This is a genomic window from Nocardia sp. NPDC004711 (assembly GCF_053601595.1).
Map to the genome: position 1 here is coordinate 153282 of NZ_JBSGCB010000019.1, position 23477 is coordinate 176758.

Here is a 23477-nt window from a genome sequence, read left to right on the forward strand (position 1 = left end):
ACCCGATCAGTCGTCGAGATCGTCGTCGTCGTGTCCGAAGGGATCCGGCACGGTGCCCGGCACCCAGCTCAAACCCGGCTTGCCCCAGCCGTTTCGCTTGATGGACTTCTTCGCCGCCCGGGCATTGCGCCCGATCAGCATGTCGACGTAGAGGAAGCCGTCCAGGTGCCCGGTCTCGTGCTGCAGCATGCGGGCGAAGAAGCCGCGGCCCTCGATCTCGACCGGTTCGCCGTGCTCGTCGGTGCCGGTGACCTTCGCCCAGTCGGCGCGGCCGGTGGGGAACTGCTCGCCGGGCACCGACAGGCAGCCCTCCTCGTCATCATCGGGATCCGGCATGGTTTCCGGGATCTCCGAGGTCTGCAGCACGGGATTCACGACGCAGCCGCGGCGGCGGACCATCGTCGCGCCGTCGGTGTCGTCCGGGCAGTCGTAGACGAAGATGCGGGGCGAGACCTCGTCCTCGTCCTTGATGATGACCTGATTGGCGGCCAGGCCCACGCCATTGGCGGCGTCCATGGTCTCGTACATGTCCGCGATCAGCTCGGCCAGCTCCTCCGGGGTCTGCGTGACCGGAGTGGTCGCGCGGTGCAGAACCGGGTCGCCGACAATGCGAATCGGGAGAATAGCCATGCTGAGCAGCCTACTGGGCTGCCATTTTGTAGGAGATCACCCCCTGGACACCGCCCGCAGGTTCGCGGCCGTCTCGATTCTGGACTGCGGCTGGAATAGACCTCCGCCTTGGAGCGGGGGAGCGGAGGAGGGAAGAATCGAGACCTCAGGGCCGCGAACCCCGCCCCGGAGCGAAGCGGAGGGGCAGAACAAGCACGACACGCCGGAGGGGCGTCGCAGAACACGCCGATCGGTACGCATCGGGACGACTCCGCCGCGTGGTTGAATGATCGGCGACGCACAAGCACCATATTCGTCTGGTGACCACTCGGCGAGGGAGCACTATGGACAGCGCAGCGGCACGCGACATCCCCGCAAGCGAGGACGGCCCTTCCGGCGAGGATGGCGCACACGGGCTTTCCCGCCGCGAGCTCGACATTCTCGACTTCGAGCGCAAGTGGTGGAAGTACGCCGGTGCGAAGGAAGAAGCCATCCGTGAGCTCTTCGACCTCTCACCCACCCGCTACTACCAGGTCCTGAACGCGGTCGTCGACAAGCCGGAGGCGCTGGCCGCCGACCCCATGCTGGTCAAACGCCTGCGCCGGCTGCGCGCCAGCCGCCAGAAGACCAGGGCGGCACGCCGTCTCGGTTTCCAGGTGTGAACCACGCCCGGAATGTGCCGCAGCTTCCAACACCGCGTGCGTACGCGCTTGATCCCGCGCGGGCGCCCCATCACCCATTAGGCTCGACGCCGTGAGCAACCCGAATTCGCCGGCCGGCGGCCCGCCGCTGCGGGCCCTGGCGATGGTCCTGATCGCGCTGGCCATCGTGTTCGCCGGGCTGGGCGCGATGTCGCTGTCGAGTTCGGACTCCTCGAGCAGCAGCGCCGACTCGGCCTCGCAGTCAAGCACCGCCGCGGCCACCAGCACTGCGGCACAGCAGAATTCGGCCCAGGCCACCACCACCCCACCGGTCGCGCCCAGCACCACGGCGGCGCTGCCCACGACCACCACCGCGACCACCACCGCGGCCGCGGGCGTCGACAAGACCCTTCCCGTACGGGTTTACAACAACGGCACCGTGCCCGGCCTGGCCAAGAAGACCGGCGACCAGCTCACCTCCGACGGGTACAACGTCGCCGAGGTGGGCAACTACGCGAACGGCGTCATTCCGAAAACCACCGTGTACTACGGCAGTTCGCCCAAGGAGCAGGCGCTGGCCCAGGCCATCGCCGCGCAACTGGGCTGCTCGGCAGAACCCCGATTCCCCGGAATCTCGGACTCGCCCACCGGTGTCATCGTCATCGTCACCGGTAACTGAATCGCTGTTGACAAGGCACTGAATCGCTGGCGGTAAGGCACTGTCGGGTCGCTCGAAAGAAACCGTCCGGCCCCTCCACGGCACACACGCACGTCTCTGGCATCATCTTGTCCGGTACGAAGTATGTCCACCCTGCTTTCCCGATAAACTCGGACTCGTAAAGGAGTTCCCCGATGGCCTCGTCCACAACTCGTCGCCCGTCCTGGTGGACTGTTGCTCCGGTGCTCGCGGTCGCAGCCCTCGGTCTCACCGCCTGCTCCAACAGCCAGGAGTCGAGCGACGTCAAGGGGACGACCCCGCCGGTGTTCACCAGCTCGCAGGCCCCTGCCGGCACGCAGGGGACCGAGGGCGGCAATGCTCCGGAGGACTCGTCCAGCGTCACGCTCAAGGACCCCAGCGGCGGCACCGTCGGGACCGCCACCATCGCGAAGGTGGGCAACCACCTCCAGATCACCGTCGAGGCGCACGGGCTGAAGCCCGGCTTCCACGGCCTGCACGTCCACCAGGTCGGCAAGTGCGAGCCCAACTCCACCGCGCCGGCGGGCGGCGCGCCCGGCGACTTTCTCTCCGCCGGTGGCCACCTGCAGGTCGGCGACCAGAACACCCACCCGGCCAGCGGTGATCTGACCTCGCTCGAGGTGCTCAAGGACGGCACCGCCAAGTTGGTGACCACCACCGACGCCTTCACCCTGGACGAGGTCAAGGGCAAGGCGCTGATCATCCACGCCGGCGCCGACAACTTCGGCAACATTCCCACCCGGTACGCGCCCGCACCGGATGCGGACACCCTCGCGACCGGCGACGCGGGTGCACGGGTCGCCTGCGGCGTCGTCGCCTGAACCCTCTCGAGGTGAGCCATGGCCGGGGCAGGCAGAACGAAGGTCCCCTTCAACTCATCGCCCCGGCACACGCTCGGCGTGGAATGGGAGGTCGCGCTCGTCGACAAGCGCACGCGCGACCTGTCCAACACCGCCGCAGCGGTTTTCGAAGCCTGCGGTGATCTGCGCGCCTGGGACGGCACCCCGCAGATCACCAAGGAACTGCTGAAGAACACCGTCGAACTCGTCTCCGGCAAGCACGACACCGTGAGCGAGGTGGTCGACGAACTGCGCGCCACCCAGGACGTCGTGCGCCGCGCCGCCGACCAGGTCGGCGTCGACCTGTTCTGCGCCGGCACCCATCCCTTCGCGCAGTGGTCCACCCAACAGCTCACGCGCAGTGCGCATTACGACGAGCTCATCGAGCGCACCCAGTGGTGGGGCCGCCAGATGCTCATCTGGGGCGTGCACGTGCACGTCGGAATCTCCCACCCGGACAAGGTCTTCCCCATCCTCAACGGGCTGCTGCCGTCCTATCCGCATCTGCTGGCGCTGTCGGCCTCCTCGCCCATGTGGGCGGGCGTCGACACCGGATACGCCAGCAACCGGGCGCTCATGTTCCAGCAGCTGCCCACCGCCGGACTGCCCTTCCAGTTCGAGAACTGGGACCAGTTCGAGGGTTTCGTGCACGACCAGATGAAAACCGGTGTGATCGAACAACTCGGCGGCATGCACTGGGACATCCGGCCCGCGCCCAAATGGGGCACCATCGAGGTCCGCGTCTGCGACGGCACCCCCACCAAGGCCGAACTGGCGGCCATCGTGGCGCTGATCCACTGCCTGGTGGTGGATCTCGACCGCCGAGTGGAATCCGGCGAGACCATGCCGGCCATCCTGCCGCCCTGGCACGTGCAGGAAAACAAGTGGCGCGCAGCGCGATACGGGCTCGACGCCATCGTCATCACCGACGCCGACAGCAATGAGCGACTGGTCACCGACGACCTGATGGAACTGCTCAACCGGCTGGAGCCGACCGCCAAGAGCCTCGGCTGCGAGAACGAGCTCGCCATGGTCGCCGACATCCCGAAGAAGGGCGCGTCCTATCAGCGTCAGCGCCGGGTGGCCGCGACCGCGCAGGGCGATCTGGTCGCGGTCGTCGATTCGCTGGTTCACGAACTCGAGTACTGAGGTCCACGAACTCGCGCACCGCGGAACCGTCTTGCACGGTTGTGATTTCGATTACGACCGGATCCGTACGGTGTACGCGTGGCCAGGAGTGATGCCGCGCTGACCGGGGCCTGTTCATCTGGTGAGATGGGCGGCGTTCAACTACTCACCGAGCTGGCGTTCATGCGGCGTTTACTATGGCTGGATGCTGCTCGACGATCCGTACTCCCGAATCGGCGGCGAGACACGCCGAACCGGGTTACGGATGTTGTCGCCGCGCGCCGGCCTGACGGCCGCGCTGTCGGTGGGGGCGGCGCTGCTCATCGTCCTGCAGATCGTGGCCTCGCACCACCACTTCACCGGCCCGCTGGAAAGCATCTGGGCCGACTTCGCGGGTAATGCCAAATCCTTCACCGTGCCGTGGGCCGGGCTCGGGCTCGCGCTCATCGGGCTGAGCTGGCGGCGGCGGTTCCTGGCGGTCGGCGCGGCGCTCGGCATCGACCTTGTGTACCAATCGATTCGGACGCTGTCCGGTGGACCACTGGCCATGGGCAACGGCCCCGTCCTCGTGCTGCTCGCCCTCATCGGGCTCGCGTGCTGGAAGTGGCAGGGCAAGGACCGCACCAATGCGCTGCACGCCGCCGCGCTCGGCATCCTGCTGGTGCTGTCCAGCAAGGTCGCCGACGTCTGGCTGGGCATCACCGTGCTGGCCGGGCCCCGGGTGCTCGACGAACACATCGTGCTGGTGGACCACGCCCTGGGCGACCCCTCCTGGCTGATGGGGCAGCTGCTGGACTGGCTGGGGCCGATCGCCTCCGCCGTGCTGCACTGGGTCTACATCGAACTGCCCGTCGGCGCGATGATCGTGACCATCTGGCAGTTGCGCACCGTGGTCACGACGGGGGACTGGCCCAAGCACTACCTGGTGCGCACCTTCCTGGTGCTCGGCCTCATCGGCCCGGTCTTCTATGTCGTATTCCCCGTCGTCGGGCCGATGTTCGCGTTCGGCGCGGACGGGCACGTCTTCTCCCTGGGTAGCTACTGGCCGAATGTGGTGCCGCCGGTGGACCTCTCGCCGGGTTCGATCGCCTTCGACCACTACACCCCGCGCAACTGCATGCCGTCATTGCACACCGCGTGGGCGCTGTCGATCTTCATCCACTCGCGCCGCGACCCCTTCACGGGTGCGCCCGCGCCGGTCTGGCTGCGCTGGGGCGGGACCTTCTGGCTCGTCGCCACCCTGTCGGCCACCCTGGGCTTCGGCTACCACTACGGCGCCGATCTGGTGGCCGGCGCGGTGCTGTGCCTGACCATCGAATCCGCCCTGCGCGCACCGGAACGCGGCTGGGATCGCACCCGCCTGCAACTGGTGTCGGCCGGCGCCGCGCTCTTCGCCGGGCTGCTGCTGTCCTACCGGTACCTGTCGACCGGATTCGCCGAACACCCGGTGCCCGCGGGCATCGTCGTGTTCGGCCTGCTGGCCGGTTACGTGACGGCCTTCTACCGCACCTGGTTCGGCGACGCCGTCACCACGGCCCCCGCGCTCGAATCCGCGGTGCGCGCCTGACCGTTCGCCGGTCACAGCACGGTCAGCCGGAGGTGGCCGCGCCGTTCGGAGATTCGGGCGCGGTGTCGGTCGTCGCCGGGATTCGCGGGCGACTGCGCCGCAGCAGGTAGATCCCGGCCAGACAGCCCCCGGCGACCAGCGCCGACGTCCAGCCCGGGGCCGCGGTGCTGCTGGAGCTCACCGCGCACATCGACGCGCTGTCGGCGGATTGCGTGGCGTAGTGGCCCCGCGAGACATAATCGCGCATGCCCAGCACCGCCGACGGGACGAACAGCACCAGGGTGCCCAGCACCCGGCTCGGCACATAGTGCGGCCGGGTGGACAGCAGGGCGAAACCGATGAGCCAGGACACGAGCGCCGCACTGCCCACGATCAGCCAGGCCCGGGTCGCATCGGCCGTGAACGCCGTGAGCACCCCGAGCGCCATGCCCGCGGCCAGGGAGACCGCAGGACCCCCGCCCCTGCTGCCCACCCACATGCCGACCGCCGACACCGCCGCCAGCAGCGGGATCGACCAGGCCGGCATCTCGGCCGCCACGGTCGCCGCACCCACCGCGCCCAGGCCCACCGCCAGCAGCACGATCTCGCCGTCCCGGCCCGGCAACAGCATGGCCGCGACAATGGCGGTCCCCACCGCGGTCGCCACCGCGAGGACGATGCCCGCTTGGCTGTCGCCGTGCCGGGCCAGCCATTCCGCACTGGCCAGCGTCACCAGCACCAGCACCACGCCCGCCAGGATGGGGGCCAGCGGCAGCTCCGCCGAGAGCCGTTCCTCCGCCTCGCGCTTCCGATGGGTCAGGAACCCGAAGCCGACCAGGACCAGCGCCAGCAGGAGCATCCAGATGGGCAGCACATCGCCGGCGTGCCAGTGATCGCTCGCCGTCGTGTCGATGCCGCCGCCGATCCGCGACACCGGATTCACCGAACCGAGCAGCAGGCTGATCAGAACGCCCAGGGTCCAGCCGAAGGCGGGTAGCCGACGGTGCAGCACCGCCGCCCCCAGCGCGCCCAGGATCAGGCCGCCGGCCAGGGAATCGATGAAGTTCATGGTGGGCAGCGACGAATTCGGTTCGCCGGCATGGCCGAACACGTGATTGGCCAGCAGCACCAGCAGCCCGCCCAGCGTGGTCGCCCACGCTGCCACGGGGCTGCCCAGCGTGGTGATGAGCACCGCCGCGATCATGGCGATGAGCGCGCCCGCCGACACGGCGCGGGGCAGGGTGTAGGCCAGCAGGTCGCGCTGCAAGGCCGACGTCTCCGAGGTCCAGCCGAAGTCGATGGGCAGGGCCAGCGCCAGGCCGGCAACCGTTGCTGCGACCAGCGCCGTGATCGTCTCCGCGGCTACCTGATGCGACCTCACCAGGGCAAAATTACCGGTGATAGGCGGACCGATTGGTACGACTCGCCTACTTTGTACAGATTCGGCGCGCTACCGGCGCGCATGGCGAACGCGCCGCGAAACCATTGACACAGCAGACTAATCGGTCTCGTATGCCCTGGTGGGGAGCGTTCAGACGTAGCCGGACACGTTGCCGGGCGGAGTCGGCGATTCGCGCTGGGCGGCATACAGCCGCAGGGCCTCCACCTGGACCGGATCCAGCGAGGGCCGCACCGCCTTGCGCGCGGCCCCCACATCCGCGGCCGTCACCTCCCCGGCCTCGACATCGCGGCGCATGGCGGCGAGGGCGGCCTCGCGCAGCAGCGCCGAGCAGTCCGCCGCCGAGTAGCCCTCCAGCTCACGCGCCAGCCGCCGCAGATTGACGTCCTTGGCCAGCGGCACGGATTTGGCGGCGGTGCCCAGGATTTCGGCGCGGGCATCGGCATCCGGCGGCGGCACGAACACCAGGCGCTCCAGGCGCCCGGGACGGGTCAGGGCCGGATCGATGAGCTCGGGCCGGTTCGTCGCGCCGATCACGACCACATCCCGCAGCGGCTCGACACCGTCGAGTTCGGTCAGGAGCGCGGCGACAACGCGATCCGAGACGCCCGAATCGCTGGACTGCCCGCGCCGCGGCGCCAGCGCGTCCACCTCGTCCAGGAAGATCAGCGACGGCGCGGAATCCCGTGCGCGCTGGAACAATTCGCGCACCGCCCGCTCCGAGGAGCCGACCCACTTGTCCATCAGCTCCGCGCCCTTCACGGCGTGCACACTCAACTGCCCCGATCCCGCCAGCGCCCGCACCAGGAAGGTCTTGCCGCATCCCGGCGGCCCGTAGAGCAGCACTCCGCGCGGTGGCTCGATACCCAGCCGCTGGAACGAATCCGGATGCTTCAGCGGCCACAGCACGGCCTCGGTGAGGGCCTGCTTGGTCTCCGCCATGTCACCGACGTCGGCGAGGCTCAAACTGCCGATGGCCAGTTCCTCGGACCCGGAACGCGACAGTGGACGGATCACCTCCAGCGCACCGGCCAGATCCTCCTGCAGCAGCATCGGGTCCGACTGCTCGCGACTGGCCCGCGCGGCCGCCCGCAGGGCCGCTTCGCGGACCAGCGCTGTCAGGTCCGCCGCGACGAAACCCGGTGTCCGCGAGGAAATCTCATCGAGCTTCAGCCCATCGGTGGGGACATTGCGCAGCAGTTGCTCCAGCAGCGCCGCGCGCACCCCCGACGTGGGTAGCGGCAGTGACACCTCCCGATCGCACAGCTCCGGAGCACGCAGCCGCGGGTCGATACCCGCCGCATTCGACGTCGTGGCCAGCACCGCGACCGTCTCCTGCGCCACGGCGGCGCGCAACTGGTCGAGGATCAGCGTGGCCACCGGTTCGGCCGGCGTCGGCAGCAGCGCGTCGATATCGGTGATCAGCAGCACTCCGCCTGCGCCGGAACAGATTTCGGCCACCTTGTCGGACACGTCGCGCAGCCTGGGCCCGATGTCGGTCGCACCGACCGCCGGGCCGTCCAGCTCGACCAGCCGCCGCGATCCCGTCACGGCCCGCGCGAGTGTCGCCTTCCCGACGCCCGCCGGACCGGTGATCAGGACCCCCAGATGCGAGGACGCTCCGAGTTTCTTCAGCAGGTCCGGCTCGTCCAGTGCCAGGCTCAGCCACTCCCGCAGCTTCGCGGCCTGGGTCTGGACCCCGGCCAGATCGGCCACCGCCACCACCGACGGCGGTGGCGACGCCGGAGCGCTGACCCGGAGGTCGGTGCGGGTATCCGTGTCGTCCAGGGGAGCCGCGGGCAGGTCCGTCTCGGCGACGCCGAAACCCCAGCCCACCGCGCTGTTGGTACTGACGACCACCGGGCCGGGCTGCGGATCGACGGCCGTCACCCGCAGCAGCTCCGAGGTCCAGGCGATATTGAGGGCTCTCGAAAGCTGCTGGGCCACACCGGATCGGCTGGCCCCGGGTTTGAGATCCATCGGGCGCAGCGAGACGGCGTCCTGGATCGACACCACCTTGCCCTGCAGGGCATGCCGCAGTGTCGTCTCGTCGATGGCGCGCATGACGTCCGGCGAGCCCGTGACCGAAATCCGGGTGGCCCGGCGCGGAATCACCTTCGCGATGGTCACTTTCGAGCCCGCCGCGATGTGCGCGTTCGACATCGTCACCTCGTCGAGCAGCGCCTCGCCGCGCCCGACGGGTTTGCCCTTCACCGGTGTCGCCACCAACGCCGAGGTCTGTCTGCCGCCGGCGATCGAGATCACGTCCCACGGATTCACGCCCAGCAGCGCCAGCGAGTCCGGATGCAATCGGACCACCCCCCGCCGATCGTCGGCGGGGGAGGTGTTCAGGCGAGCGGTGAACTGGAAACCCGGCTGTGAGTCGGTCACGCCGTCAATTCTGCCCGGGCCGGCCGGCCGCCGACGGCAGCGTCGGCGAATCGCGGCCCGGCCGTTGGTTTCAGCGCCCGGGGCGGTTCGACACCCGGTCGCGCTGACCCGGGCGGCGCAGGCGCAGCCGTGCCGTGGACACCGACACCCGCGGCACCCGCCCGGCCAGCGGGCGCTGGCGGCGCTGCGCCTTGCGCTGGGCGCGGCGCTCGGCCGGCTTGTGGTTCCAGGTCTCGGGCCGGGCCGCCACCCAGCGCGCGGAGTGCACCGCGAACGGGATGTGGCCGAGGTACAGCACGACCAGCGCCATCATCAGGATGAGCGGGTAGGTGACCAGCAGCGCGGCGGCCAGCGCGACCAGCACCAGCAGGATGGGCGCGGTGCGCGGGGGCACCGACACCGACTTGACGGCCAGGGTGGGCAGCGTGCTCACGCACAACAGGCCGGTCAGCACCGTCCACACCGCCACCACCGGGAAGCTCACCCACCAGCCGTCGCCGAACTGCTCGGACAGCGCGATGGGCGTCAGCACGATGAGCGCGCCCGCCGGGGCGGGCACGCCGGTGAAGTACTCACGCTGCCAGTCCGGGCGGTTGTCGTCGTCCATCAGGGTGTTGAAGCGGGCCAGCCGCAACACCATGCAGACGGCGAACATCAGCGCCAGGATCCAGCCGATGCTGTCGGCGTGCAGGAAGGTCACGTACAGCACCAGGGCGGGCGTGACGCCGAACGCGATGGCGTCCGACAGCGAATCCAGCTCCGCGCCCATCTTGGTGGTGGCATCCAGCATGCGGGCGATGCGCCCGTCCAGCATGTCGAAGACCGCGGCCGCGCCGACCAGCGCCAGCGCGATCCCCAGCTTGCCTTCCATGCCGAACTTCACCGCGGACAGGCCCGAGCACAGTCCCAGGATGGTCACCATGCTCGGCAGCAGTCGGATGGTGCGGTTACGGCGACGCCCGTTCGGTTCGGGCGCGAGTTGTTCCATCATGAATCCAGTTCGGCCAGCACCGTTTCCGCACCGATGGTGCGCTGCCCCGGGGTGACCAGCAGCCTGGTCCCGGCCGGGAAGTAGGTATCCACGCGCGAACCGAACCGGATCAGGCCGTAGGTGTCACCGATGTTCAGCTTGTCGCCGGCCTCGGCCTCGCAGATGATGCGGCGCGCCAGCAGCCCGGCGATCTGCACCACCACCACGCGCTGCCCGGAGGCGGTCTCGATGACCATGCTGTTGCGCTCGTTGCGGTCGCTGGCCTCGGGCAGATCGGCGGAGACGAACTTGCCCTTCTGGTAGGCGACCTGTTCCACCAGGCCACTCACCGGCACCCGCTGCACGTGCACGTCCAGCACCGACAGGAAGATGCTCACCCGCGGCAGCGGTGCGTCGCCCAGGCCGAGTTCGGCCGGCGGCACCGCGGTGTCGACCAGGGCGACCTCGCCGTCGGCGGGGGCCACCACGACACCGGGGCGGTTCGGCGGCACCCGGTGCGGGTGCCGGAAGAATCCGGCGCAGGCCGCCGCCGCCAGCAAACCGGTGCGGCGCAGCCACTTCCGCCGATAGCCGAGGGTGGCCACCGCCAGCGGTGCGGCCACGAACGGCAGACCTGCCGGATGCAGCGGCGGAACGGCTTTGCGGACCAGGTCGGCGACGTGGCCGAGGCCGGTCTGTTCCGGAGTGCCGGGCGGGGTGGGTCGGCGGGCCACAGGCTCCTCTTTCATGCGCGGATAGATACGGTCAGGGACCGCGATCACACGATACGTGAAGTGGGTTCGACGCTCGCGTTCTCGGTGACCGAACACCCGCGGCCGGGCCTCCCGGATCGGAGGTGCGCCGCCCGGCATTGACCCCTCGATTGTGATCAGTAGCACTGGCATGAGAGGCTATCGCGATTAAGATGAGGGAGCCTCATGTCTGCGGCATTGTGGGTCCGCGGGGGGTGAGGAACCCGATGAAGGTCACGTTCGACGCGCGGTACGCAGTACATAGGAGAGAACCAATGTCTGCTCGAATTGCTTCGATCAACGGGGCAGAGCACACGGCCATGCTCGGGCTCGGTGTGTACCGGCCGGAGCGAATCGTCACCAATGACGAGGTGGCGGGGCCGATAGATTCCAGTGACGAGTGGATCCGGACACGTTCCGGCATCCGCAACAGACGCTTCGCCTCTCCCGAGGAGACGATCGTCAGCATGAGCGCCGCGGCTGCCCGCGACGCCATCGAAGCAGCGGAGATCGACGCGGATCAGATCGATTGCGTCATCGTCGCAACGTCCACCTGGCTACTGCTCACGCCCGCCGCGGGCCCGCAGATCGCCACTGCGCTCGGTCTGAACAATGTGGCCGCCTTCGATGTCTCGGCCGGTTGCGCCGGCTTCTGCCACGGGGTCGCCATGGCGTCGGATCTGGTGAAGGGCGGCACCGCCCGGCACGTGCTGGTCATCGGCGTGGAAAAGCTCACGGACACGGTCAATCCGAGGGATCGTGGCACCGCCTTCCTCTTCGCCGACGGCGCCGGCGCGGTGGTGATCGGCCCCTCCAGCGAACCGGGCATCGGCCCGACCGTCTGGGGATCGGACGGCACCCAGCACCACGCCATCCGCCAGGACAAGGACTGGCTGCAGTTCTTCAACGAGATCGACGAGAAGGGCCTCGATGCTGTCCGGCCCTACCTCGCCATGGAAGGAACAGCTGTCTTCCGTTGGGCCGCACACTCTTTGGAGCAGGTGTGCCGCGAGGCCATCGAGCGGGCGGGCCTGACCACGGACGATCTGGACGCGATGGTCCCGCATCAGGCCAACGGTCGCATCATCGAGATCATGGCGCGGGTGCTGAAGCTCCCCGAGCGGTGCGCCCTGGCCAATGACATCGAGGAGGCCGGCAATACCTCGGCGGCTTCGATCCCGCTGGCCATGGAGGCCATGATGCGCGCGGGCGACGCCAAACCCGGCGGTACCGCACTGCTCATCGCCTTCGGTGCGGGGTTGTCCTGGGCGGCGCAGGTGGCCCAGCTGCCGAACTGGAAGTGAGCGCCGCTGCGCGCTGCCACCAGGCGGCGCGCAGCGGACGAGCTATCCCATATCCCAGTCGACGGTCACGGTGAATGTGACCGTCTGCTGGCCTGGTTCGAGGGTGATGTTGGGTGCCGCGCCCGGGGCGGTGTCCCGGTACTTCGGCGTCGGCGTTGTGCCGCTGCCGTTTTCGCTGATGGTCTTGACCGTCTTCAGTTTCAGCCCGGACAGGCCGGCGTACTGCTCGGCGCGGCTCTTGGCGTCGTCGAAGGCTCGCGCGCGGGCGTCGGACAGCAGCTTGGTGTTGTCCTCCAGCCCGAAGGCCACCGAGTTGATGCGGGTGTCGTTGCCGCCCGCCTGCACCGCCGCCGACAGGATGCCCGAGGCCTTCGGCAGGTCCCGCACGGCCACGTGCATGGTGTTGGTGGCGCGATAGCCGGTGATGTTGTGGCCGTCGGTGCCGTAGGTGGGCTGCACGGACAGGTCGCTGGTCTTGATGTCCTCGCGCTTGGCCCCGGCCGTGACCATGGCGTCGGTGATCGCCTTGGCCTTGTCGCCGGCCTGGTTCACGGCCGCGGACACGTCGGCCGCGCTCACCTCGGTGCCCAGATCGGCATTGAGCACATCCGGTGTGCCCTGGACCTTTCCGGTACCGGTGACGGTGACCGTGCGGTCGCCGGAGGAGTCGGAGCTGCCGCAGCCGGTGAGTACGAGCGCCACACCGGCCGTGGCGGCGCAGAGCGCTGTCAGTCGTCGCATAGGCCGAACCTACGCTCAGCGCTCCACGGTTTGCTTGATCTTCCCGAGGGTCACCTGCATGCCGTCCTCGAGCGCGCCTTCGAAGGGCTGCTCACCGCCGAAGACGTTGTCGATGGTGAACTGCAGCCACCGGGGCAGCTTGCCGCTGGGGACGTCGCGCCGCTGGACCAGCTTGGTGCCGCCGTCGGCGGTGGGCTCGAGGGTGTAGCTCCAGATGGTCCGGTTCTCGTTCATGCGGAAGGCGATCGCGCGATTCGGCTCGAATCGCACCACCCGGGAGGTGGTCGGGTAGATGTAGCCCTTGGCCTTGTTGAGGTTCACCGTCCAGGTGCCGGTGTGCACTACGCGACCCAGCGGCTGCATGCGCAGGGTCTGCGGGCTGAACTCGGGAATGCGCTTGAGGTCGGCGACAACGCTCCAGACCCGCTCGGGTGCTGCCGCGATATCGATGCTGGCTTCGAGAGTTTTCGGCAACGCTGCCTCCGGGGACGTAACGATCGGTACCACGCATCCTAGTTCGGGTGGCGTGGATCACCTCGGCTCCGTGGTGTGGATCACCACACCCACCTGCACGTATGGGCATGTGCCGCCGGTTCATTCCGCGATTGAAAATCAACTAGATCACATTCTGGAGGTGTTGATGTCCGAAATGTAATGCTCGGCGCACAATGTCGATAGACGAAGCAACAGACACTGCCACCAGCTTTCCGATTGGGAAACGTGAGGTGATCGGCCGTGAACCTGCGTTCGCTCCTGCATCTCGAGACCAAGACGGTCCCACTCCTCCCCGCTGAAGAGTCCGGTACCGATGCGGAGTCCCCGACGCTTGACAAATCGACGAAACGCTTCCGCCGCAAGGCCAACGGCGACCTCGAAGAGCGACTCGAGCGATTGCTCACCCCTACCGAGATGGATTTCATTGAGCATCACCGGATTTGAATCGGTGTGCCCAGGATGTTCGAGCAAGGACGCAGGTCTGTTCCGCCTGACGCGAACATGGCACGGTCTGGCCTTCGCGGTCTTGCCTCGTCAGCCCATACTCGTTAGGTGACTTCACCAGCTGCCGCGAAGCCGGCCATCCTCAGCGTCGACGACGATCCTGGCGTCTCGCGCGCGGTCGTGCGGGACCTGCGCCGCCGGTACGGGGCGGACTACCGGATTCTGCGGGCGGAGTCCGGCGCCGATGCGCTCGAGGCCCTTCGCGAGATGAAACTGCGCGGCCACCCGGTCGCGGTGATCATCGCCGACTACCGGATGCCCGGGATGAACGGCGTCGAATTCCTCGAGCAGGCCATGGACCTGCACCCGTACGCGCGCCGCGTGCTGCTGACCGCCTACGCGGACACCAATGCCGCCATCGAGGCCATCAATGTGGTCGACCTGGACCACTACCTGCTCAAGCCGTGGGATCCGCCGGAGGAGAAGCTCTACCCGGTCGTCGACGCCCTGCTGGAGGCCTGGCGCGGGGACGAGCACAAGCCGGTGACCGAGACCAAGGTGGTGGGCCACCGCTGGTCGGCCCGCTGCTCGGAGGTGCGGGAGTTCCTGGCGCGCAACCAGTTGCCGTATCGCTGGTACCAGGTGGACGAGCCGGAGGGGGCGCGGCTGCTGACCGCGGCCAATGCCACCGAGGACCAGTGTCCGGTCATCATCAACCCCAGCGGCGAAGTGCTGATCATGCCCACCGACGCGCAATTGGCCGAGGGCGTGGGCCTGAACACCGACGCCTCCAGCGACTTCTACGACCTGATCGTGGTCGGCGGCGGCCCGGCCGGTCTCGGCGCGGCGGTTTACGGCGCGTCGGAGGGTCTGCGCACCGTGCTGGTGGAACGCACCGCCACCGGCGGCCAGGCCGGGCAGAGTTCCCGCATCGAGAACTACCTGGGCTTCCCCGACGGCCTCTCCGGCGCGCAGCTGGCCGACCGGGCTCGCCGGCAGGCCGTGAAATTCGGGGCCGAGTTGATCACCGCGCGGGAGGTGGTGGCCCTCGAGGCCTGCGGTTCCGCGCGCGTGGTGCGGTTCGCCGACGGTGGCAGCATCGCGGCGCACTCGGTGCTCATCGCCACCGGCGTCAACTACCGCCACCACCCGGCCCCCGGTGTGGACGACTTCACCGGCCGCGGCGTCTACTACGGCTCGGCCATGACCGAGGCCAGCGACTGCGCCGACAAGGACGTCTACATCGTCGGTGGCGCGAACTCGGCGGGCCAGGCGGCGGTGTTCCTGTCCCGGCGGGCCCGGACCGTGCACCTCGTGGTGCGCGGGCCGTCGCTGGAAGCGTCCATGTCGCACTACCTGATTCAGCAGATCGCGCAGATCCCGAACATCAAGGTGCACACCCGTACCGAGGTGGTGTCCGCCGATGGCGACGACCACCTGGAATGGATCGTGCTGCGCAACAACGAGGCCGGCACGGAAGAAAAGGTGGACGCCGAGCGTTTGTTCTTGTTCATCGGTGCGGCGCCGGAAACCGACTGGCTCGAAGGCACCGTCAAGCGCGACGACAAGGGCTATGTGCTGGCCGGACCGGACCTCATGGTCGAGGGCGAACGGCCCGGGGGCTGGGAGCTACCTCGTCCCCCCCAGCATCTGGAGACCAGCGTGCCCGGCGTGTTCGTGGCCGGCGACGTGCGGTCGGAATCGGCGAAGCGGGTGGCCTCCGCGGTCGGCGAGGGCGCGATGGCCGTCATGCTGGTGCACCGCTGGCTCGCGAAACAGTAGGAGTAGGTGAATGGGTAACACCCGATTGATCTGCGACCCGAACGAACTGCGGCAGCTGTTCCTGTTCGAGAAGCTTGACGACGATCAGCTGGCCTGGCTGTGCAAGGACGGCCGGGTCGAAATGTTCGAGCCCGGAATGGTTTTCCGCGAGGGCGACCCGGCCACCTGCTTCTACGTCCTGATGGACGGCGAGGTGCGGCTGACCAAGATGTCGGGCGGCGAGGAGATCGAGCTCGTCCGCACCGAGCACGTCGGCTCCTACTCGGGCGCGTGGACGGCCTACATGGGCGACAAGGTCGAACAGACCTATACCGCGTCGTTCTACGTGACCCGGCCGTCGAAGTTCTTCGTGCTGGACGCCGGCACCTTCGCGAAGATGATGCAGGAATGGTTCCCGATGGCACTGCACCTGCTGGAGGGCGTCTTCTTCGGCAACCGCAATGCCAATGAGCGCATCGGCCAGCGGGAACGGCTGCTGGCGCTGGGTTCCCTCTCGGCGGGCCTCACCCACGAGCTGAACAATCCGGCCGCCGCCGCGGTGCGTGCCACCTCCTCGTTGCGCGAGCGGGTCGCGGGCATGCGGCACAAGCTGAAGATGATGGCGCACGGCAAGTTCAACTCCGAGACCCTGGAGGCGTTGGCCCAGCTGCAGGAGGAGGCGGCCGCCCAGGTCGCCAAGGCCCCGACCCTGACGCCGCTGGAGGCCGCCGACCGCGAGGACGAGCTGGGCGACTGGCTTGAGGACCACGGCGTCGCCAACGGCTGGGACATCGCGCCGAACTTCGTGCAGGCGGGATTCGACATCGACTGGATGGAGAAGGTGCACGGCACCCTGTCCGGTTGCGGCGCCGATGTTTTCGAGGCGGCCATGCGCTGGCTCAACTACACGGTCGAGACCGAGCTGCTGATGAACGAGATCACCGACTCGACCAACCGCATCTCCTCGCTGGTGAACGCGGCCAAGCAGTACTCGCAGATGGACCGGGCCCCGTTCCAGGTGGTGGACCTGCACGAACTGCTGGACAGCACGCTGGTCATGCTGGCCCGCAAGATCGGCGACGACATCGTGGTGGTCAAGGAATACGATCTGGCGCTGCCGCCGGTGCCGTGCTACGCCGCCGAGCTCAACCAGGTGTGGACCAATCTGATCGACAACGCGGTCTCCGCCATGTCCGGGCGCGGCACCCTCACCGTCCGCACCTATCGTGAGAACGACTGCGCCGCAGTGGAAATCGGCGATACCGGGCCCGGCATCCCGGAGGAGATCCGCACCCGCATCTTCGAACCGTTCTTCACCACCAAACCGGTCGGCGAGGGCACCGGGCTCGGGCTGGACATCTCGTTCCGGATCGTGGTGAACAAGCACCACGGCGACATCCGGGTCGAATCCGAGCCCGGGAATACGCGTTTCATCGTCCGACTGCCGCTCGAGGCAGCCGCTCCCGACGCAGCGCAGTCCACTCTCGAAGCAGCGCAGTAAACGACGGAAGGCAACTGATGACCCAACAGATCGAAGGCATCGACCCCAGCATCGCGCCCAGCGGATCCGGTTGCGTCGAATGCGATGCCGCCGGCGGCTGGTGGGTGCACCTGCGCCGGTGCGCGCAGTGCGGGCACATCGGCTGCTGCGACATGTCGCCGAACCAGCACGGCACCAAGCACTTCGAGAGCACCGGGCACCCCTTCATCCAGAGCTTCGAGCCGGGTGAGGACTGGTACTACAACTTCGAGAACAAGGAGATGTACGAGGGCGGCCCGGAACTCGCGCCGCCGCACGCGCATCCGCTGGACCAGCCGGTGCCCGGCCCGCGCGGCCGGGTGCCCGCGGACTGGCAGCAGCATCTGCACTGACGAAAACCGCGGGCCGGAACTTTTTCTACCGGGAGTCGCCGGGGCCGGGTACGCTGCTGCGAGCGCCGGGCCGGTCCGGTGCTGGCACTCTCGGAAAGTTCGGAAAGCAGGGTATGAAGCGTCTTTCGATCGTCGCCCTCGCCGCCGGTGCGATGGCGTTGACTCTCGCCGGTTGTGGTTCGGACAAATCCAGTGATACGAACGGCCTGAAGCAGGCCGGGACCACCACTGCGGCCAGAACCACCAGCGCGGGCGCTTCCACCACCACCACCGTCGCCGCCCCGGTGCAACCGCCCGCCGAGGCGCCCACCAGCGCCACCGCGGCCAAGAAGACGGCCGCGCCCGCCGGCGCCCAGACCACCTGCGGTGACTTCCGCGACCTCACCGAGGACGTCGAGAAGCAGGTGATCGACCAGGTCCTGGCCGCCAATCCGGGGTCGTTCCTGGACGGCAGCCCGAACGTGGCGCTGGGTACCGCCAAACTGGCCTGCCTGGCCTCGGCGTATGCGAATACGCCGGTCGCGGTGGCGATCCGGGTGGCGCCCAAGTAGTTTCGCGCCGATTCCCGGCCGGGCGGCCGTTGCCTCCTCGGCGGGCGCGGACCGCACCCCGGTGACGGGTGGTCACCGCGGTGGCCCGCGGCGGCAGGCGTATCGTCCTCAAACGATTGCGTAGGACGAGAACTGGGGCACCGATGGACGCGAACGGGCTGGCCGAATTCGAACGGCATCGGCCGCGCCTGTTCGCGCTCGCCTACCGGATGCTCGGCTCCGCCGCCGAAGCCGAGGACGCCGTGCAGGAGACCTACCTGCGCTGGGACGGCACCGATCGCGCCGGAATCCGCTCCCCCGAGGCCTGGTTGACCACCATCCTGGTGAACCTCTGCCGCACCTGGCTGGATTCGGCCCGCGCCCGCCGCGAGACCTACGTCGGCCCCTGGCTGCCCGAACCGGTCCCGACCGGGCACGGCGAACTCGGTCCGCTGGAATCGGCGGAACAGCGCGAACTGGTGTCGATCGCCTTCCTGACGCTGGCGGAGCGGCTCAGCCCCACCGAGCGCGCCGTCTTCGTCCTGCGCGAGGCCTTCGGCTACGCGCACCGCGAGATCGCCGACATGCTCGAACTCACCGAGGCCAATGCACAGCAGGTGTACCGCCGCGCCACCCGCCGCGTGCACGAGGAGCGCCCGCGTTTCGAACCCGCCCCGGCGCATGCGCGCGACCTCGTCGAAAAGTTCCTCAGCGCAGCGCAATCCGGTGATCTGGCCGCGCTCGAGGCCATGTTCACCGCCGATATCGTCGCCGTCGCCGATGGCGGCGCGAAGGTCCACGCGGCCAAGCGGCCCATCGTCGGCGCCGCGAACGTGGCCCGCTACCTGGTGGGTCTGTTCAAGAAGATGCCGGGTCTCACCTTCGCGGTCGAGGAGATCAATGCCGCGCCGGCGTTCGTGGCCCGGCTGGCGGGGACCGTGATGGGTACCGTGTCCGCCGAGTTCGACGGCCCTTCGATCGCCTCGCTCCAGCTCGTGGTGAACCCGGACAAGCTGGCCTATCTCGTGCGTGCCGAGCAGCGACTCACCGGCGAAACCGCCGGATAGCGGCTATTTCCGCGCCCGCGAATTCGCAGGTGACGCAGGACACGCCCGGAATCTGTCAGGGATCGCGGGACTGTCCGGTCTAGAGGGTGTCGGCCACCGAGCGGGGGCCGGGTAAGGAGCACTCTCATGACCGGGCAGCATCGAATCGTCGTACTGGGCGCGGGTTATGCGGGGCTGGCCGCGGCACGGCAGGCGGTGAAGGCGAAGGGCGCGCGGGTCACCGTGATCGACCTGCACACCGAATTCGTCGACCGGGTGCGGCTGCATCAGGTCGCCGCCGGTCAGGACGTGCCGCGCTGGGAACTGCGGAAGACCCTGGAGGCCAAGGGCATCGAGTTCGTCGCCGGCCGCGCGGAACGGATCGACACCGCGGCCCGCCGCGTCGAACTGGCCTCCGGCGGAGTCGTCGAATACGACTCGCTGATCTACGCCCTCGGCAGCCGGGCCGACCTGGGCATGGTGCCCGGCGCCGCCGAATTCGCCCACACCGTGGCTACTTCCGAGGATGTGCGCCGGATCCCCGCGCTCACCGGCCGGGTCGCCGTGGTGGGTGGCGGCCCCACCGGCATCGAGACCGCCACCGAACTCGCCGAATCCCGGCCCGACCTCGAGGTCCTGCTGGTGAGCGCCGACGAACCGGGAGGCTGGCTGATCCCCAAGGCGGCCGCGCACATTCGCGCCGTCCTGGACCGCCTCGGTGTCCGCGTGCACGTCGCCAAGGTGGCGGCGGTGACCGCGGCCGGACTCGAGCTGGTCGACGGCGAGCGCATCGACGCCGAAACCGTGCTCTGGACAACGGGTTTCACCGTGCCAGAGGTGGCGGCCCGCTCCGGCCTGCCGGTGGACGCGCGCGACCGCGTCGTGGTCGACGAGCAGCTGCGGGTGCAGGGCATCCCGGAGGTGTACGCGGTCGGTGACGCGGCGGTCATGCACGGGCACAACGGCCGCGAGGCGCGGATGTCCTGCCAGGCCGCGCAGCCCGCGGGCAAGTACATCGGTGCGGCGGTGGCCGCCCGGGTGCGCGGGAAGACGCCGGCGCCCTATCGGGTCCGTTTCGTGCTGACCTGCGTCAGCCTGGGTCGTCGCGACGGTGTCGTCCAGTTCATGCACGCCGACGACTCGAATGGCCGCACGGTGCTGACCGGTCGCACGGCGGCCTGGATCAAGGAGCAGATCGTGCGGGCCGTGGGCCGGGCGGCGAAGCTCTGAGCCCACGCCCGGGCTAGCGTCAACTTAGGGTTGACCATTGCGGAGTGGTCAACCTACAGTTGACGCATGACGAACTCCATCCGCCTCGACGATCTGATCGACGGCATCAAGAAGGCCCGGCCCGGCGACGTCCTCGAACAGCTCTCCGACGCCGTGGTCCTCGGCAACCACATCGGCGAGGTGGCCGACCATCTGATCGGCCACTTCGTCGACCAGGCCCGCCGCTCCGGCGCGTCCTGGACCGATATCGGCCAGAGCATGGGCGTGACCAAGCAGGCCGCTCAGAAGCGCTTCGTCCCCAAGGCGCCCGCCGACCCGGGCCAGGTCGCCGCCCTCGACCCCAATGCCGGGTTCGCCCGCTTCACCCAGCGCGCCCGCCACGTGGTGATGGCCGCCCAGGAGGAGGCCCGGGCCGTCGGCAATCTCGAAACCCGTCCCGAGCATCTGATCCTGGGCCTGCTGGCCGAGCCGGAATCCCTCGCGGTGAAGGTCATCGAGGCCAAGGGCGTCTCGGGCGACGCCGTCCGCCGGGTGGCCACGGCCGCCCTCCCCGCCGCCACCGGCGAACCGGTGCCCGCGCTCATCCCGTTCGACGCACAGGCCCGCAAGGCCCTCGAGCTGACCTTCCGCGAGGCCTTGCGACTGGGTCACAACTACATCGGCACCGAGCACCTGCTGCTCGCCCTGCTGGACCAGGAGAACGGCGCGGGCATCCTGTCCGGCCTGGGTCTGGACAAGGACTCGGTGCAGGCCGATATCGCGGACCTGCTGAGCTCGCTGCCGGTGCCCGGCGTCACGGCACCCGCCCCCGACACGCAGTAGTCGGCGTGTCGCTCCACCATGCTGCCGACCTGGTGATGTAGGGCTCGCGATCATCCCCGCGTCACCGGGTCCCCTGGTGTGCATGATGCGGCAGATACGATTGTGGAATGGCGGGCGACGAGGGTTCCGACCTAGTTGCGGGGGAAAAGCGCGCCGATCTGCTGCGCGCGCTCAGTTATGTCTCCACCGAGGACACGCCGGACGGCGGCTACATCGTGAACGGAGACCTCCCACCCGAGGTCGCGCCACCGTTCATCCGGGCCATCATGCGAATCGAAGCCGAACTCCTCCTCCAGGATGCCGAACTCGTCACCGTCGAACACGGCGAGCCGCGGACTCCGGAGGAACGTCGTACCGACGCCCTGATCGCCCTGCTGCTGCGCGTAGACGACCGCTCCCACTTCTCGTAGTCCTCGTGGGATCCGGGCCGCCGAGAGGACTCGTGCGGCCATCTCCCCAACCTTGCACTCGTCTATGGCGAGTGCTAAAAAGGGATTTGGCACTCCGCACCTGCGAGTGCTAGGTCGGAAACGGTGAGACCGGGCTGTATTTGACCAAATGAGCCGGGTCGTCCGTCGCGGGCACCGAACCTGACCAGATCATGCCAATCCCCTGATCTGGAGGATCTCAACGCAATGGCCAAGACAATTGCGTACGACGAAGAGGCTCGCCGCGGACTCGAGCGTGGCCTGAACAGCCTCGCCGACGCTGTCAAGGTGACCCTGGGCCCCAAGGGCCGCAACGTGGTGCTGGAGAAGAAGTGGGGCGCCCCCACCATCACCAACGACGGTGTCTCCATCGCCAAGGAAATCGAGCTCGAGGACCCGTACGAGAAGATCGGCGCGGAGCTCGTCAAGGAAGTTGCGAAGAAGACCGACGACGTCGCGGGTGACGGCACCACCACCGCCACCGTGCTGGCCCAGGCGCTGGTCCGTGAGGGCCTGCGCAACGTGGCCGCCGGCGCCAACCCGCTCGGCCTGAAGCGCGGCATCGAGAAGGCCGTCGAGGCCGTCACCGCCAAGCTGCTCGACACCGCCAAGGAGGTCGAGACCAAGGAGCAGATCGCTGCCACCGCCGGTATCTCGGCGGGCGACTCGTCCATCGGTGAGCTGATCGCCGAGGCCATGGACAAGGTCGGCAAGGAAGGCGTCATCACCGTCGAGGAGAGCAACACCTTCGGCCTCCAGCTGGAGCTGACCGAGGGCATGCGCTTCGACAAGGGCTACATCTCCGGTTACTTCGTGACCGACCCGGAGCGTCAGGAAGCGGTCCTCGAGGACCCGTACATCCTGCTCGTCGGCTCGAAGATCTCGACCGTCAAGGACCTGCTGCCGCTGCTGGAGAAGGTCATCCAGGCCGGCAAGCCGCTGCTGATCATCGCCGAGGACGTCGAGGGCGAGGCCCTGTCGACCCTGGTCGTCAACAAGATCCGTGGCACCTTCAAGTCCATCGCCGTCAAGGCCCCGGGCTTCGGTGACCGCCGCAAGGCCATGCTGGCCGACATCGCCATCCTGACCGGTGGCGAGGTCATCAGCGAAGAGGTCGGCCTCTCCCTGGAGACCGCCGGTCTGGAGCTGCTGGGCACCGCCCGCAAGGTCGTCATCACCAAGGACGAGACCACCATCGTCGAGGGCGCGGGCGACCCGGAGGCCATCAAGGGCCGTGTCGCGCAGATCCGCACCGAGATCGAGAACTCGGACTCGGACTACGACCGTGAGAAGCTGCAGGAGCGCCTGGCCAAGCTGGCCGGCGGTGTTGCCGTGATCAAGGCCGGCGCCGCGACCGAGGTCGAGCTCAAGGAGCGCAAGCACCGCATCGAGGACGCCGTCCGCAACGCGAAGGCTGCCGTCGAAGAGGGCATCGTCGCCGGTGGTGGCGTGGCGCTGCTGCAGGCCGCCCCGGCCCTGGACGCCCTGTCCCTGTCGGGTGACGAGGCCACCGGCGCGAACATCGTCCGCGTCGCGCTGTCCGCCCCGCTGAAGCAGATCGCCTTCAACGCCGGCCTGGAGCCGGGCGTTGTCGCCGAGAAGGTCTCGAACCTCCCGGCGGGCCACGGCCTGAACGCCGAGTCCGGCGAGTACGTCGACCTGCTGGCCGCCGGCGTTGCCGACCCGGTCAAGGTCACCCGCTCGGCCCTGCAGAACGCGGCCTCCATCGCGGCCCTGTTCCTGACCACCGAGGCCGTCGTCGCCGACAAGCCGGAGAAGGCCGCCCCCGCGGGCGACCCGACCGGCGGCATGGGCGGCATGGACTTCTGAGT

General features: G+C 68.7%; 23 protein-coding genes. 16 read left to right on the forward strand and 7 right to left on the reverse strand.

All coding sequences use genetic code 11. The features are described from left to right. Positions 1-6: 6 nt before the first annotated feature. Positions 7-630 carry a peptide deformylase gene (locus ACWEKS_RS21125; RefSeq protein WP_452341657.1) on the reverse strand — a complete coding sequence of 208 codons (624 nt, stop codon included), beginning with the start codon at positions 628-630 and terminating at the stop codon, positions 7-9. 323 nt (positions 631-953) lie between these two features. Between ACWEKS_RS21125 and ACWEKS_RS21130 the strand changes: the two genes are divergently transcribed. The 5 genes from ACWEKS_RS21130 to ACWEKS_RS21150 all read left to right on the forward strand — a co-directional run bounded on the left by ACWEKS_RS21130 (position 954) and on the right by ACWEKS_RS21150 (position 5481). Continuing rightward, positions 954-1271 carry a DUF3263 domain-containing protein gene (locus ACWEKS_RS21130; RefSeq protein WP_364619725.1) on the forward strand — a complete coding sequence of 106 codons (318 nt, stop codon included), beginning with the start codon at positions 954-956 and terminating at the stop codon, positions 1269-1271. Positions 1272-1362: 91 nt separating this feature from the next. Continuing rightward, positions 1363-1929 (forward strand): LytR C-terminal domain-containing protein, encoded by a 567-nt coding sequence (locus ACWEKS_RS21135; RefSeq protein ID WP_452341658.1) that lies wholly within the window; start codon positions 1363-1365, stop codon positions 1927-1929. Positions 1930-2102: 173 nt separating this feature from the next. Continuing rightward, positions 2103-2768 carry a superoxide dismutase[Cu-Zn] gene (sodC, locus tag ACWEKS_RS21140; RefSeq protein ID WP_364619722.1) on the forward strand — a complete coding sequence of 222 codons (666 nt, stop codon included), beginning with the start codon at positions 2103-2105 and terminating at the stop codon, positions 2766-2768. Positions 2769-2786: 18 nt separating this feature from the next. Further along, on the forward strand, positions 2787-3935 hold the full coding sequence (locus ACWEKS_RS21145; protein ID WP_452341659.1) for a glutamate--cysteine ligase: 1149 nt from the start codon (positions 2787-2789) through the stop codon (positions 3933-3935). Positions 3936-4119: 184 nt separating this feature from the next. Continuing rightward, the gene (locus ACWEKS_RS21150; protein ID WP_452341660.1) at positions 4120-5481 is read left to right on the forward strand and encodes a DUF5933 domain-containing protein; all 1362 of its coding nucleotides are present in this window, start codon (positions 4120-4122) and stop codon (positions 5479-5481) included. Between the two features lie 22 nt (positions 5482-5503). Here ACWEKS_RS21150 and ACWEKS_RS21155 read toward each other — a convergent pair whose 3' ends face one another. From ACWEKS_RS21155 to ACWEKS_RS21170, 4 genes are all read right to left on the reverse strand, one after another. Then, positions 5504-6841 (reverse strand): hypothetical protein, encoded by a 1338-nt coding sequence (locus ACWEKS_RS21155; RefSeq protein ID WP_452341661.1) that lies wholly within the window; start codon positions 6839-6841, stop codon positions 5504-5506. A gap of 150 nt (positions 6842-6991) precedes the next feature. Continuing rightward, the gene (locus ACWEKS_RS21160; RefSeq protein WP_452341662.1) at positions 6992-9250 is read right to left on the reverse strand and encodes an AAA family ATPase; all 2259 of its coding nucleotides are present in this window, start codon (positions 9248-9250) and stop codon (positions 6992-6994) included. A 70-nt stretch (positions 9251-9320) separates the two neighbouring features. Then, entirely contained in the window at positions 9321-10241 is a 921-nt protein-coding gene (pssA, locus tag ACWEKS_RS21165) for a CDP-diacylglycerol--serine O-phosphatidyltransferase (RefSeq protein WP_452341663.1), read from the reverse strand. Next, positions 10238-10954 (reverse strand): phosphatidylserine decarboxylase, encoded by a 717-nt coding sequence (locus tag ACWEKS_RS21170; protein ID WP_379388707.1) that lies wholly within the window; start codon positions 10952-10954, stop codon positions 10238-10240. Before ACWEKS_RS21170 ends, pssA begins: the two co-directional genes overlap by 4 nt. A 293-nt stretch (positions 10955-11247) precedes the next feature. Between ACWEKS_RS21170 and ACWEKS_RS21175 the strand changes: the two genes are divergently transcribed. Further along, on the forward strand, positions 11248-12276 hold the full coding sequence (locus ACWEKS_RS21175; protein WP_452341664.1) for a beta-ketoacyl-ACP synthase III: 1029 nt from the start codon (positions 11248-11250) through the stop codon (positions 12274-12276). A gap of 42 nt (positions 12277-12318) precedes the next feature. On the opposite strand, the gene ACWEKS_RS21180 is transcribed toward ACWEKS_RS21175, so the two are convergent. After that, positions 12319-13017, reverse strand: a complete 699-nt coding sequence (locus ACWEKS_RS21180) for an SIMPL domain-containing protein (RefSeq protein WP_452341665.1) — start codon at positions 13015-13017, stop codon at positions 12319-12321. A gap of 15 nt (positions 13018-13032) precedes the next feature. Continuing rightward, positions 13033-13491 carry an SRPBCC family protein gene (locus ACWEKS_RS21185; protein ID WP_452341666.1) on the reverse strand — a complete coding sequence of 153 codons (459 nt, stop codon included), beginning with the start codon at positions 13489-13491 and terminating at the stop codon, positions 13033-13035. Positions 13492-13752: 261 nt separating this feature from the next. On the opposite strand from ACWEKS_RS21185, the gene ACWEKS_RS21190 reads away from it, so the two are divergent. The 10 genes from ACWEKS_RS21190 to groL all read left to right on the forward strand — a co-directional run bounded on the left by ACWEKS_RS21190 (position 13753) and on the right by groL (position 23475). Beyond that, complete coding sequence (locus ACWEKS_RS21190; RefSeq protein ID WP_364619699.1) at positions 13753-13956, forward strand: hypothetical protein; 204 nt, start codon at positions 13753-13755, stop codon at positions 13954-13956. Between the two features lie 108 nt (positions 13957-14064). Beyond that, the gene (locus ACWEKS_RS21195; RefSeq protein WP_452341667.1) at positions 14065-15738 is read left to right on the forward strand and encodes an FAD-dependent oxidoreductase; all 1674 of its coding nucleotides are present in this window, start codon (positions 14065-14067) and stop codon (positions 15736-15738) included. 10 nt (positions 15739-15748) lie between these two features. Then, positions 15749-17218 (forward strand): ATP-binding protein, encoded by a 1470-nt coding sequence (locus tag ACWEKS_RS21200; protein ID WP_452341668.1) that lies wholly within the window; start codon positions 15749-15751, stop codon positions 17216-17218. A gap of 17 nt (positions 17219-17235) precedes the next feature. Then, positions 17236-17589, forward strand: a complete 354-nt coding sequence (locus tag ACWEKS_RS21205; protein WP_452341669.1) for a UBP-type zinc finger domain-containing protein — start codon at positions 17236-17238, stop codon at positions 17587-17589. A gap of 113 nt (positions 17590-17702) precedes the next feature. Next, on the forward strand, positions 17703-18140 hold the full coding sequence (locus ACWEKS_RS21210; RefSeq protein ID WP_452341670.1) for a hypothetical protein: 438 nt from the start codon (positions 17703-17705) through the stop codon (positions 18138-18140). A 143-nt stretch (positions 18141-18283) separates the two neighbouring features. Further along, on the forward strand, positions 18284-19186 hold the full coding sequence (locus tag ACWEKS_RS21215; protein ID WP_452341671.1) for an RNA polymerase sigma-70 factor: 903 nt from the start codon (positions 18284-18286) through the stop codon (positions 19184-19186). A gap of 126 nt (positions 19187-19312) precedes the next feature. Further along, on the forward strand, positions 19313-20395 hold the full coding sequence (locus tag ACWEKS_RS21220; RefSeq protein ID WP_452341672.1) for an NAD(P)/FAD-dependent oxidoreductase: 1083 nt from the start codon (positions 19313-19315) through the stop codon (positions 20393-20395). Between the two features lie 66 nt (positions 20396-20461). After that, on the forward strand, positions 20462-21217 hold the full coding sequence (locus ACWEKS_RS21225) for a Clp protease N-terminal domain-containing protein (protein WP_452341673.1): 756 nt from the start codon (positions 20462-20464) through the stop codon (positions 21215-21217). Positions 21218-21324: 107 nt separating this feature from the next. Next, positions 21325-21627 carry a hypothetical protein gene (locus ACWEKS_RS21230; RefSeq protein WP_071343351.1) on the forward strand — a complete coding sequence of 101 codons (303 nt, stop codon included), beginning with the start codon at positions 21325-21327 and terminating at the stop codon, positions 21625-21627. Positions 21628-21852: 225 nt separating this feature from the next. After that, complete coding sequence (gene groL / locus ACWEKS_RS21235) at positions 21853-23475, forward strand: chaperonin GroEL (protein WP_354843619.1); 1623 nt, start codon at positions 21853-21855, stop codon at positions 23473-23475. The last annotated feature ends 2 nt before the right edge of the window (positions 23476-23477 follow it).